The 13090-nt window shown below is 46.5% G+C and carries 9 protein-coding genes; all 9 read left to right on the plus strand.

The genetic code is table 11. The features are described 5' to 3' along the window. Positions 1-47: 47 nt before the first annotated feature. The 9 genes from gpAD87_RS02485 to gpAD87_RS02525 all read left to right on the plus strand — a co-directional run bounded on the left by gpAD87_RS02485 (position 48) and on the right by gpAD87_RS02525 (position 12958). Positions 48-1556: an ABC transporter substrate-binding protein gene (locus gpAD87_RS02485; RefSeq protein WP_064635968.1), complete on the plus strand. Its 1509-nt coding sequence runs from the start codon at positions 48-50 to the stop codon at positions 1554-1556. Positions 1557-1656: 100 nt separating this feature from the next. After that, on the plus strand, positions 1657-4314 hold the full coding sequence (locus gpAD87_RS02490; RefSeq protein ID WP_064635969.1) for an endo-beta-N-acetylglucosaminidase: 2658 nt from the start codon (positions 1657-1659) through the stop codon (positions 4312-4314). A gap of 328 nt (positions 4315-4642) precedes the next feature. Further along, complete coding sequence (locus gpAD87_RS02495) at positions 4643-5650, plus strand: zinc-dependent alcohol dehydrogenase (RefSeq protein ID WP_064635970.1); 1008 nt, start codon at positions 4643-4645, stop codon at positions 5648-5650. 12 nt (positions 5651-5662) lie between these two features. Next, the gene (locus gpAD87_RS02500) at positions 5663-6490 is read left to right on the plus strand and encodes a sugar phosphate isomerase/epimerase family protein (RefSeq protein ID WP_064635971.1); all 828 of its coding nucleotides are present in this window, start codon (positions 5663-5665) and stop codon (positions 6488-6490) included. Between the two features lie 50 nt (positions 6491-6540). Next, positions 6541-7410 (plus strand): AraC family transcriptional regulator, encoded by an 870-nt coding sequence (locus gpAD87_RS02505; RefSeq protein ID WP_197521355.1) that lies wholly within the window; start codon positions 6541-6543, stop codon positions 7408-7410. Between the two features lie 70 nt (positions 7411-7480). Then, a complete protein-coding gene (locus tag gpAD87_RS02510; protein WP_064635973.1) occupies positions 7481-7912 on the plus strand; it encodes an RrF2 family transcriptional regulator in 432 nt (143 codons plus the stop codon). A 69-nt stretch (positions 7913-7981) separates the two neighbouring features. Beyond that, complete coding sequence (locus gpAD87_RS02515) at positions 7982-8851, plus strand: aldo/keto reductase (RefSeq protein ID WP_064635974.1); 870 nt, start codon at positions 7982-7984, stop codon at positions 8849-8851. A gap of 219 nt (positions 8852-9070) precedes the next feature. Further along, positions 9071-10564 carry a dockerin type I domain-containing protein gene (locus gpAD87_RS02520; protein ID WP_064635975.1) on the plus strand — a complete coding sequence of 498 codons (1494 nt, stop codon included), beginning with the start codon at positions 9071-9073 and terminating at the stop codon, positions 10562-10564. Positions 10565-10585: 21 nt separating this feature from the next. Beyond that, positions 10586-12958 (plus strand): cohesin domain-containing protein, encoded by a 2373-nt coding sequence (locus gpAD87_RS02525; RefSeq protein WP_064635976.1) that lies wholly within the window; start codon positions 10586-10588, stop codon positions 12956-12958. Positions 12959-13090: the final 132 nt, after the last annotated feature.

A 13090-nucleotide genomic window follows, 5' to 3' on the forward strand; every position in this document is an offset into this window, starting at 1 on the left:
CCTGCCCTCAAAGGGCAGTAACAATAACATTGATAAGGGGGATACACATGAAGAACAAAAAGACCAAAAAAATGGTTCTGCTCATGGTTACTTTACTGCTTGCATTTTCTACTGTTCTAGCAGGCTGCGGTGGCAGTAATACCAATGATACAAGCGGGAATGCGGCATCCGGGGGAGAATCCGGCGATAAGGACACGGTGAAGCTCAAGGTATATCTGATTGGTGGTCCACAACGCGATCTGCCAATGGTACAGGAAGAAATGAACAAATACTTAATGGAGAAAATAAATACAACCGTCGACATCACGATGATTGACTGGGGTGATTATTCCAAACGTATGCCAGTCATTACCGCTTCGGGCGAAAATTATGATATCGCTTTCACCTCTTCCTGGGCTTATGACTATCTGCCAAATGCCACCAGAGGAGCATTCCTGCCCATCAATGATCTGTTGGATAAGTATGGTCAGGGCATTAAGGAGCAGCTTGATCCACGATTCCTATCAGGATCGCAGATCGATGGCCAAAACTATGCCGTGCCAGTGAACAAAGAGTTGGCTTCGCAATGGGTATGGCGCTTCAACAAGCAGTACGTTGATAAATACAACATGGACATCACCAAGATTCGCACATTAGAGGATCTGGAGCCTTACCTGCAGCAAATTAAGGATAATGAACCAGCCGACATTACTCCGCTGGCTGTTCCGAAGGGCTTTAAGCCTTATCTGGCGTTCGACTTCCTGTTGGGTGACGAATTCCCGGTTGGTATCAACATGAATGGTGACACCGGTAAATACGTTAATGTGTTGGAATCTGAAGAGCTGAAAAGCTCGTTGAAAACCATCCGTAAATACTATCAGGCTGGTTATCTGCGAAAGGATGTAGCAACACTGGAAGGCATCGACAACATCAAAACAGGCAAATGGTTTGTTGACCGTGAACAGACACAGCCGTACGCCGAACTGGGATGGTCCAGAAGTGCGGGCTATGATATCGTGACTACACCGATGCAGGATCCAGTTATTTTCACTGGCTCGGCAACAGGCGCTATGCATGCAATCTCGGCGAACTCCAAGAACCCTGAACGGGCTATGATGTTCCTGAACTTGCTCAATACCGATCCATATCTGCGTAACCTGATCAACTACGGCATTGAAGGAACACATTACAATAAGATTTCGGATAATGTCATTGAGGATCTGCCAGCGATGAAGGACGGATTCCAGATGCCTGGCTTTGCCCTGGGTAACTTGTTCCTGACCTACATGCACAAGGAAGATCCAGCAGATAAGTGGGAAGCGTTCAAGGAATTCAACAATTCCGCGAAAGTTGCTCCGAGCTTTGGCTTCAACTTCAATCCTGACCCGGTGAAGACGGAAGTGGCTTCCATCTCAGCCATCGTGAAGGAATTCTACCCATCCATCATGACGGGAGCTGTTGACCCGGATGAGCATCTGCCGAAAGCGATCGAGAAGTTGAAAGCGGCAGGTCTGGATAAAGTGATTGCAGAAGCACAAAAGCAATACGACGAATGGAAAGCTGCAAATCCAAAATAAGCCTGAATGATAAAGTAGACATGGAAACGTCTGTCCGGTTTGACGGGCGTTTCTTTTTTTACCCTGAGTGGATTGCCAAAATTGGATTGGAGGATATGGCATGAAAAAGCTTGGTGCGAGTCTCCTATTTGTAATATTGGTATGCGCTGTTCTTTCCTCAGCGGCCTTGGCGAAGCAACCTTATTCATCCTATTGGCTGCCTAAACAATTGCTTAACTGGAGTCCAGCTTCCGACCCGGATGCGGCCTTCAACCGGAGCACCACTCCGCTCCAGAGCCGATTCACAGGAGAGGCAATTAACCCGAACGCAACGAAAGATCCCAAAGTCATGGCATTGTCTGCGCTGAATCAGGGAACCAGCGGTGTTCCATCACAGGGATCGGATACATTCTCTGCAAATACGTTCTCTTACTGGCAGTATGTCGACAAGCTCGTATATTGGGGTGGCTCGGCGGGAGAAGGTATTATTGTGCCACCAAGCGCCGACACGATTGATGCGGCACACCGGAACGGAGTGCCAATCATGGGCACAGTGTTCTTCCCGCCATCCGTATACGGTGGCAAATATGAGTGGGTGAAGCAAATGCTTCAGCAGAACAGCGATGGTTCCTTCCCGGCCGCGGATAAATTAATTGAGGTAGCGGAGTATTACGGTTTTGACGGCTGGTTTATCAATCAGGAGACTGAAGGTGGAACAGCCACTGACGCACAGTTAATGAAGACATTCCTCCGTTATCTTCAGGATCATAAGCCCGCGGGTATGGAGATCATCTGGTATGATTCCATGACGAAGGAAGGCAATATTTCATGGCAAAATGCGCTGACGGACCGGAATGCAATGTTCCTTCAGGATAACGGGAACAAGGTATCAGACAGCATGTTCCTGAATTTCTGGTGGAATGATCTTGGCAGTTCTGCGGCCAAAGCCAAAAGCCTGGGCAGATCACCATTTGAACTGTTCGCAGGTATTGATGTGGAAGCTAAAGGATACGATACCAGTCTGAAATGGAATTTTCTGTTTCCTGAGGGGAAACCGGCTGTGACTTCCCTCGGCATTTATCGGCCGGATTGGTCGTACAACAGCGCGGATAGCATGGCCGATTTCTTTGCCCATGAAAATAAATTCTGGGTAGGGCAGAACGGCAACCCGGCCAATACGGTGACAAGCCAGGCCTGGAAAGGGATTGCGAACAATGTGATTGAATCATCGCCGGTGGACCAACTGCCATTCACGACCAACTTCAACACGGGCAGTGGCGAGAGATTCTATGTTGATGGCACGCAAGTGCGGGAGACTGGATGGAATAATCGCAGTTTGCAGGACGTACTTCCGACATGGCGCTGGCTGACAGAGAGTAAGGGTAACGCACTTACGCCGTCCCTGGATTGGTCGGATGCCTACTATGGGGGCAGTTCCCTCAAGGTAGCGGGTACGCTAAGTTCGGCAAATGCCACCCATCTGAAGCTGTATCAAACCGATCTGAAGATTGAGCCAGCTACCAAGCTGTCGATCACGTACAAAACGCAGAACAAGCCGAGCATGAAGGTTGGCCTGGCTTTTGCAGACCGTCCTGACCAGTTCGTCTTTATGGAGGTAAAAGACAAAAAGGCATCGGGTTGGACGACGGACATCTTGAATCTGACGCCTTACAAAGGAAAGCGGATTGTGGCATTGTCTCTGCATTTTGACAGCAAGGAAATCATATCGGATTATGACATCCATATTGGTCAGATATCCATTCAGAACAATTCTAATCCAGTGAAGCCACTTGAAGCAGTTCAAGCATTGAATGTCACCCAATCCGATTTCCGCGGCGGTATTTACGGTGATGCAAGGTTGCAATGGAACGCGTTGAACGAGGAAGTTCAACAATATGAGATTTACCGTGTACTGCCCGACGGCAAAGAGACTTGGGTGGGTGCGACCGCCAATAACGTGTTCTATGTGCCTGAGATGAAGAGAATCAACGCGGAACAGGCGACTATACTGAAAGTCGTGGCAGTGAATGCAAAATATGAGCGCGGCCAGGCTGCCAGCGTGACCATTCAGTGGCCAGCGTATCCGAAGCCGGAAGCAAAGTTCAAGGCGGATACAACGCTGATCACACCGGGTCAGCAGGTGCATTTCACTGATCTCTCTTCCGAGGTGACGGAAGGCTGGTTGTGGACTTTCAAGAATGGCAGTCCGTCTGTCAGCACGGAGCAAAATCCAGTGGTAACGTATGACAAGGAAGGCACGTACAATGTGACGCTTACAGCTACCAACAGCTCGGGGCAGGATACGGTAACAAAGCAAGCTTTGATCACCGTAAGTAAGGCTGCTTCCGGGATCAAAAATGTCGCACTTGGCAAAACGGCCACTGCCGACCATGCTTGCGGACCTGCTGAAGGTGCGGGAAAGGCAATTGACGGCAAGGTGACGGGCAATAGCAAGTGGTGCGCACTGGGGAATCAGGCGCATTGGCTGCAAGTTGATCTTGGCAAAGAACATCAGATCAGTGGTTTTGTCATCAAACATGCGGAGAGTGGTGGGGAGTGGTCTGGTTTTAATACGAGCGACTATTCGATCCAGGTCAGTGCTGATGGCGTGAATTGGTCAGATGTAGTTCATGTATTGGGGAATACCGCAGCCGAAACCTCGGATGCAATTGCACTGGTCAAGGCTCGTTATGTGAAGCTGAATGTGCTGAAACCAACGCAGGGCGGCGATACGGCAGCCCGAATCTATGAGTTTGAGGTTCGTGGGTTGCAGCCGTAGTTTGCGGTTGAGAAGAAGTGACAAGCGCAGCTGTGAAATTAGCAAAAAAGGAACCATGCGGCCAATCCGGTTTCAATGACGGCTGGATATCCCTGAAATATCCCGTCTTCTAATGGGTGTACCGCATTGTATCAGACTACGACTGAATAGGATTGAATTTGAGGCTCACAGATCATTGGATCATGTGAGTCTTTTTACGTTTATGCTGTATTCGCTTACAAAGGTTTTAAAATCGTTGTTTTAGATAAAAAATCGGTTTTGCAATCAAAGACAATGTTAATGAAAAGTCTTATATTGTAGTTAAAAAGATAAGAAAGGAGTGAAGGTGATGAAGAATAGAAAGATCATGTTTGCTCGTCCGCTGCAAGTGGAAACCGTAGAAGAGGATTTTATTTTGCCAGCTCTAGGGGAGAAGGAAGTATTGGTAAAATTGATCTATTCCCTCATCAGTCCGGGAACGGAGCTGGCCATGTTATCAGGAAAAGAAGAGTGGGCCAAGCTTCCCGTATGTCCGGGGTATGCAAGTGTAAGTGAAGTGATCGAGGTGGGACAGGGGGTACACCATGTTCAGCCTGGGGACGCTCTGTTCCATTATGGTCAACATGCTGAATATCAAGTGGTATCCACAGATCATGTTTTCATCAAGGTACCTGAGCACTTGGATTTGAAGTGGGTTCCCTTCACCCGTATGGCAACCGTGGCATTCACCTCCGTTCGTGTATCCAATATTGAACTTGGGGACGTTGTTGGCGTGACGGGGCTTGGATTGGTAGGGAATTTGGCTGCTCAATTGGCACGCCTTCAAGGTGCAAATGTGATTGGCGTGGACCTGTCACCGGAACGAATTCGAACTGCCCAGACATGTGGGGTTGACTATACGCTCCATGGCGGAGAAGATAAAGTAAAAGAAAAGATACATGCCATAACGAGTGGAGCAGGTGTATCCACTCATATTGAGGCGACGGGTGTACCCAGTGTTGGTGTTCAAAGTCTGGAGTGGATCGGGAAGCTGGGAGAGATTATTTTCCTGGGCAGTCCACGAGGCGAATATAACACGGATGTCACCGATATATTGAACTACTGCCACCTGTATGGACGAGGCTGTATTACGTTTAAGGGGGCACATGAATGGCGCTTCCCGGTTGAGCCGAACGAATTCGTGAAGCATTCCCTGGTGAGAAATTCGAACATTGTATTTGAACTGATGTTAAAGAACAAGCTGCATATCGAACCATTGATCAGTCATGTGATGAAGCCGGATCAAGCGCAAGAAGCATATGAGGGACTGAGATTGAATAAAGACCAGTATAACGGTGTACTGTTTGACTGGTCCTAGGAGGAGATTGGGATGATTAGAGGGTTAACAAGAGCAGGCTTAGGGAACATCGAGTCCAATGAACAATATATTACGAATGCTGCAAAATACGGATTTCAGTCTGTAGATTTGAATCCGCTCTCATTGATTGAAGATGTTGGCAAAGAACAGGCCAAACACCTGTTGGAAAGCAATCAGGTGATCATCGCTTCATCCGATCTGACCGTGGACTGGAGAACCACAGATGAACAGTTTCGTGAAGGACTTCAATCGCTGGTTCAATTGGCAGAAGCCTCCGCTTCGTTGAACTGTTACAGCTGTTGCACCTATATTTTACCTTCCACAGATCAGCCAGCAGCATCATTTATGGCGGCAGCTACCAAACGATTGAGATTGTGTGCAGATATTCTGGACGCATATGGAATTCGACTGGGCCTGGAGTTTGTGGGTTGCCATCATCTGCGTACTCAATGGAAGAATCCATTTATTTGGAGTGTGGAGGATACGCTTGACTGGATCGAAACAATTCATGCTCCCAATGTAGGTTTATTGGTGGATTCCTATCATTGGCATACGAATGGATTAAAGATTGAAGAGGTGTTGGATCTTAAGAAGGAACAGATTGTCCATGTTCATATCAATGATGCTTATGATCTGCCCATTGAAGAATTGCTGGATCATGAGCGTTTATACCCTGGTGAAGGAGTAATTGATCTGCAGGGATTCTTGAAGAATCTAAAAGCGATTGGATACACTGGCGTCGTATCTCAAGAGGTACTGGCACCAACGCCAACCGTCGATTCAAGTGAATTGTTTGCCAAGTCCAAAGCAGGCTTCGATAAAGTGTTTGCGAAAATATAACCGGATCAGTGAGAAGGCAGTTGGGAGGAATACATGTGTATGAGCCATGGATGAATAGCATTTCGCCATTCGTAAGAGCGGCAAGAATGACGGAATCATTTTCTTTGGCAGGGGAATGGATAGACCACGATCATGTGTATACATACATCGAACAAGGGGAAGCGGAGTTCTTCTTGAGTGGTGTGAAATACCTGGTCAAAGAAGGCGACATTGTGCTGATGCATCCATTCATGTCTCATATCATTCGGTCCACCTCCACGCAGCCATTGATTCAGTATATTTTTCATTTTGATCTGTACTATGAGGAAGAGCGTAGTTTATTGAAGAATACGAGTGCAGCTCATAGTGAAAGACCCGATCTGGAAGATAGGGAAATGAAGCTGGCTTCCATACGCCCAATCTCTCATTTGCAATTAGCCGATCGAATTGAATGGAAAAAGAGATTTGCGCTCATGCATAAGGAGTTTCAGGAGCAGCGGGGAGGATCTTCGTTAATCACGAAATCCATATGTTTGGAGTTGCTGCATCTGTTTTTCAAAAATCAATCCGAAGATCAGGACCAAGAGGGGAACATGACCAAGGGGTGGGCATTCATTGAAAAGTCGATTCGTTATATTCATGAATGCTACGCCGACCCTCAATTAAATAATGTTGCTATCAGTAGACATGTCGGTGTATCGACGAACCATTTATCGCATTTGTTCAAAAGCAAGCTGGGGATTACCCTTCACAAATATGTGACACATATCCGAATAGAGCAGTCCCAGAAAAGAATTATTGAAGGCACACATAATTTAACCCGGATTGCCGAGGAAGTTGGCTTTTCGAGTATTCATCTGTTCAGTCGGTCTTTCAAGGCTGCTGTAGGTATCACTCCCAGTAAATATGCAGCGATGAAATCGAGGGTGGAGTGGGAATAGGCTGATAGTTGCTAACTAAACATAAAAGATATATAGTATATTTAGAAAAGAAATAGTTAGGATGAATGCAATGGCATACTCTACAGCCTTATCACAGGGAATCTCCATTCTGCTCTACGTTCACGCTTACACCGAGAAGAACTGTCTTAATTATCTATCGACCAAAGTGATATCGGAGCAGCTAAATATTCCGGTTCCTACGACGGTAAAAGTCATTCGCAACCTGAATAACGCTAAACTGACAATGGCTAAAGAAGGGGCCAAGGGCGGCATATTGCTTGCTCAGCCTTTATCGGAAATCACGATGTTGGACGTATTCCTGGCGGTTGAACCCGGCAAAGATTTGTTTAAAATTCATACGGATGTAACACTCCAGGGACAAGACGTGGATGACGTGAAACAAAAGGTCATTCATCATCTTGAGGGCGCAGAGATCGCAATGCAGAATTATTTAAAAGACATACGGTTAACCGATCTGTTTCATGAAGAAAAAAAGGGTTAACCTCTTTTTTTGGCTTTAACTAGATATAATATATATCAAGTATATTCCGTTTTGAGAGGAGCAGTTAAAATGAATTTGCATACAAAAGTGGTTGAAGCCAGAAACGGGGTTCCTATTCCCCAACTAGGCTTTGGGGTTTACAAAATAACGAAAGAAGCAGAATTTACAACAGCGACTCGCGAGGCCATTCAGGTCGGGTACCGACATTTTGATACTGCCCGGATCTATGGGAATGAGAAAGCGCTGGGAGCAGAGATGAAGCATAGTCAGATTCCGCGAGAGCAATTCTTCATCACGTCGAAAGTCTGGAATACAGATCATGGCTATGGAGCGACCAAGAAAGCTTTCCAGGAAACGATAAACAAGCTGGGTGTCGATTACCTCGACATGTATTTAATCCATTTTGCCTCGCCAAAGTATATAGAAACGTGGAAAGCCATGGAGGAATTATACGAGGAGGGCAAGATCAGAGTCATTGGGGTCGCGAACTTTGAGATTCAGCATCTGGAAGAATTAAGAAAGCACGCAAAAATCTTGCCGATGATCAACCAGATCGAGACGCACCCGGAATTTCCGCAGAACGAACTACGTGCCTATATGGACAAATATCAAATTTTACATGAGGCGTGGGGTCCACTGGGGCAGGGGAATAAAGTGTTATTGCAGCATCCGGTATTGAAGGAAATCGCTGATCATCAAGATAAGACGGTGGCTCAAGTGATTTTGCGTTGGCATCTGGAACGGGGCGTCATACTGATTCCTAAATCGTCTAATCCAAAGCGGATCAGGGAGAATAGTGAAATCTTTGATTTTGAGCTGTCCGCTGAGGAGATGGAGAAGATCAGCCGTCTGAACTCGGGTAAGAGGTATTCTATCCATCCGACAGGTTATATTGTGAATCCGATTTTTAATACATTGATGAAACTATTTATTCGGTAGAACGAAGCGATCAATCAGTTGCATTAGCATATCTAATTTTATATGAATAAAACATTAGCGATAGGATTAATGGGTGTATCCGTTAATTCCTTCGTTTTTTTTTTGAGGAAAAAGGACTTCCCCTCCTTATTCTATTGGTTCTGAGGTTTTCAGTGATTGTTAAGAGCTGTTATTTATATTGAAACAGTACGTCATCAGAAAGGTTAAGGAGGAGAACATTTGAGTCTATACATTGGAAGGGGTACAAGAGTGAAGTTTATACGGTGGACTGTGCTTGCTCTTGTCATTACATTACTCACAAGCGTGGGTTTACCATCTTCATCGGCATTGGCCGCAACAACACCCATTTCGTTAAGCCAACCTACAGATATCGAGTTCTATAAGACGGCTGATGGGAAAAGCGAGATGCTGATCGCAGACAGCGGCAACAATCGGGTTATTCGGGCTACACCGGAAGGCGAAGTGCTGGCGACCATGGAGGTCAACCTTGTGACGGCGGCCACGATGGGAAGCGATGGACTAATTTATGCAGCCGAATCGGGTGCATCATTACAGGTACATATTTTTAATCCGGACGGTACAGTGAACGCACCGCCTATAGATGTTATGCGTAAATTTTCGTTGTATGCGGGTCAAGACGAGGATAAGCAACCCTATATCAGGAATGTAATTCGATACAAACAGGACAACAATGAAACCTTGCTTCTGTTCTACAACCAATACAAAGTGCTGAATAATGTTCCACAGAGGTACGCAACATTAGCCAACATGAACTTGGACGATTCAGGATGGGGGAGTTCGAGCGGAGGGTTTACAGAATACTCCAGTGTAATTCTTGGAGATGACAATCAGCGATGGTATACACATATGAGCGGAGTTGTGCTCTACCCGTTGGTCAGTATATCGAATTCAACAGACAAGCTTGGAGATCTGACATTGGATTCAGTGAACAAACGTTTATACGTTGTGAGTGAGAATCAGATCATGCAGACCGGCTACGAAGGCTTCGTTTATCCCGATCGGCCTGTCCTGAGTACGTGGGTGAGTGGAACGGACACATATCCCATCGACATGGGCAATCAGATCGCCGTTGGTCCAGAAGGGCAAGTATACATGGCAGATACGGCAAGAGATCGGATCGTTATTTTTAATGCGGATGGAACCTTTAATCGTGTCTTGGGTCTTAGCAAGAATAATGCCCCTAAGCCGGTTGCAGGTGCATTTTCCAAAACGGTTAAACAAGGGCTTCCAGTAGCCTTTACGTCTTTGGATTTTACCAGTAATTACGCCGATTCAGAAGACAAATTGATGACGGACATTCGCATTTCATCTCTGCCTGACAGTGGCAAAGTACAGCTGAATGGTGTTGACGTTGTGAAGAATCAGGTGATTCCTGTTGCAGAGTTGAATACATTGACCTTCGTTCCTGCTTCAGCTTTTACAGGGATAAAGACAACGTTTGGCTGGCAGGCCAAAAACGGAGTTGTGTTCTCGGATAACGTGGATGTAACCATTATGTTGCGAATTAAAGGTGATGCGAATGGAGACGGTGTGATTACACCTGCAGATGCCTTATTAGTGAATAAATATATCAAAGGTTTAATCACGTTAACACCGAGTCAGATTGAAGCGTTGGACATGAATGATGATGGTGTACTGGATGCCAGAGATTCAGCCCTGATTATGGGCGTTTACTTGGGGATTAATTCATAAAATTAGAAGGGAGTGACTATCTTGCCAAACAATAAGGGACATTTAATTTCTGTAAAATCCAAACGATTCATGAAGGCGCTTCTGGCTATGCTGCTCATGGTTTCCATGAGCTTTTCGTGGCTTCCTCAGGCACAGGCCAGTGTAGATCCTGTAATTCATATCGGAGAAGTATCCGGTAAACCAGGAGACATCGTCGAAGTACCTGTATCCTATGATTCAAAAGGCTCAGAATTTTCTTTTTATCACTCTGAACTATCCTTTGCCTATGACCCGGCAGTGCTTCAACTGGTGGATGGTGATGAGGTCGTGAACCAGCAGGCCTATGAAAACTATCAGGGAGTTAGCCTGACCAAAGATACGTCTGCTCCAGGCTTCATTCAAATTGTGATGACGACTCAACAATTCATCGATCAATCTACAGTGCTGTATTCCCTTCATTTCAAAATCAAGGATAGTGCGACTGCGGGTGCAAGTTCAGTAAACCTTCATTCAGGGGCATTGATTACGGAATTTGATCCCTTTCAGGTGACTGGGGAAAGTGGACAAGTTACTGTGCTGTCAGAAGTTAAGCCAATTGGTAATGTACTTGTTTCGATCGGATCAGCGCAAGGAAAAGCAGGTGACAAGGTCACGCTCCCGGTGGATACCGTGTCGCTCGATCAACCGATTGGCTCTTACGGGGTACGCTTGAAGTATAATCCCGCAGCCCTTCAGGTGGCTGATGTTACAGGTAACCATCCAGGACTACAGTATAATGCGAATAATGAGACAGGATCGGTCATCGTGGGATGGAGTGATGAGGATGGAGGGCTAAGTCCTATACCGCCATCCGAGAATCGTCAGACGTTGTTCCAGGTTGAATTCAAGATTGCCTCCGGTGCAGCCAAGGGCGAGTATCCGGTACAAATAGTCGACGAAACGCTGCCTGAATATTTTACCGTGACAGATACAGATGCGATTGAAATGATTAAACAGGCATCGTCAGGCAAAGTTACTGTCATTGGTCAGTCGGTTACACCACCATTAACGCCATCCAATCCAGGCTCATCCGGTGGTGGTTCGACGACAACCTCACCTTCTGCAAGCACTTCCGAGAAGATTACAGTAAATGTGACCAATGAACGGAACACAAATGCCGTTGTTTCGGAAACGATTATAGAGAGAACAACAGGGGCAGATGGACACAAAAAAGACGAGGTGAATCTGACGGTTGAGCAGACTTCTCGTGCAATTGAAAGCCTGAAGAAGGTCGGTTCGAACATTGCCCGGATCATGATTCCGGATGAGAAGGACGAGGTATCCGAACTGAACGTGAAACTGCCTGCCAAGTCTACTTCACTAATGGCAGACGAGAAGATGAATCTGTATATTGAAACGGATAACGCTTCCCTGCAGCTTTCGCCGAATTCTTTACAGGGAGTGGGCTCGGATATATTCTTCCATCTTGTGCCGATCAAGGATGCCGCAGGACGTAAAGTGGTGGAGCAGCGTATCCAGAAAGATCCATTAATCGTCAAACAGTCAACCAATACCGCCGATTTCCGCTTGGTAGGTCGTCCAATGACGATTGAGACGAATATGAGCAGTCGTCCAGTGACGGTTGTGCTGCCGATCAGAGATACGAACCTGACGCAGAAGGAACTGGACAAGCTGCAAGTATTTATTGAACATAGCGATGGGACAAAGGAACTCGTTAAGGGTAAAATCGTTAAATTTAATGGAACAGACCAACCGGGGATTGAGTTTGAAGTCACCAAGTTCAGCACATTTTCCATTATTTTGATGAACGGAGGCCAGTCATCAGCCTACATTCAAGGTTATGCGGATGGCACGTTCAGACCGAATCAAGCGGTTCAGCGTGCTGAAATGGCTGCCTTATTGTCTCGGATACTGCCGTCTGGCAGCGACGTGGCTGCGCTCAATACATCATATCGGGACATGCCGGTTGCTGAATGGGCACGCGAAGCCATTACAAAGGCTACTGCAGCAGGTTACATGCGTGGCAATGCTGCCGGGGATTTCATGCCAGGGCGTTCCATTACACGAGCCGAGATGGCTGTCATTATTGAACGAATTTTGAAAACTCAGGAATCATCTGCGGATGTAAACGCAGAAGCAACTGCAGCAACAACGGCTGTGCCCAACGAAGCTGCTGATCTTACACAGCACTGGGCACGCGAATCGGTTCAGCGTGTATTGGCAGTAGGCATCATGAGTATGTCGCAAGACGGAGCATTCCGTCCGAACGATGCTGTGACACGAGCAGAGGCCGTTACATTGCTGAATCGTCTGGTTCATATCGAACCTGATCATCTGTCCGGTACATCCAGATGGAAGGATGTATCTGTTGCTCACTGGGCTTACGGCGCAATCCAGGCTGCATCCCAAAATTAGAATGTTTTAGTGCTGATGCTGCTTGTTTCTATCCTGAGCTAGGGATGAGCGTGATCAGATGAAATCCAGGAGGCATCTACGGATGCCTTTTTTTCATCGTTATATCGTAGCCTTGAAAAAGGATGGACAGCG

Source organism: Paenibacillus sp. AD87 (genome assembly GCF_001659845.1).
Taxonomy (GTDB): Bacteria; Bacillota; Bacilli; order Paenibacillales; family Paenibacillaceae; genus Paenibacillus; species Paenibacillus marchantiae.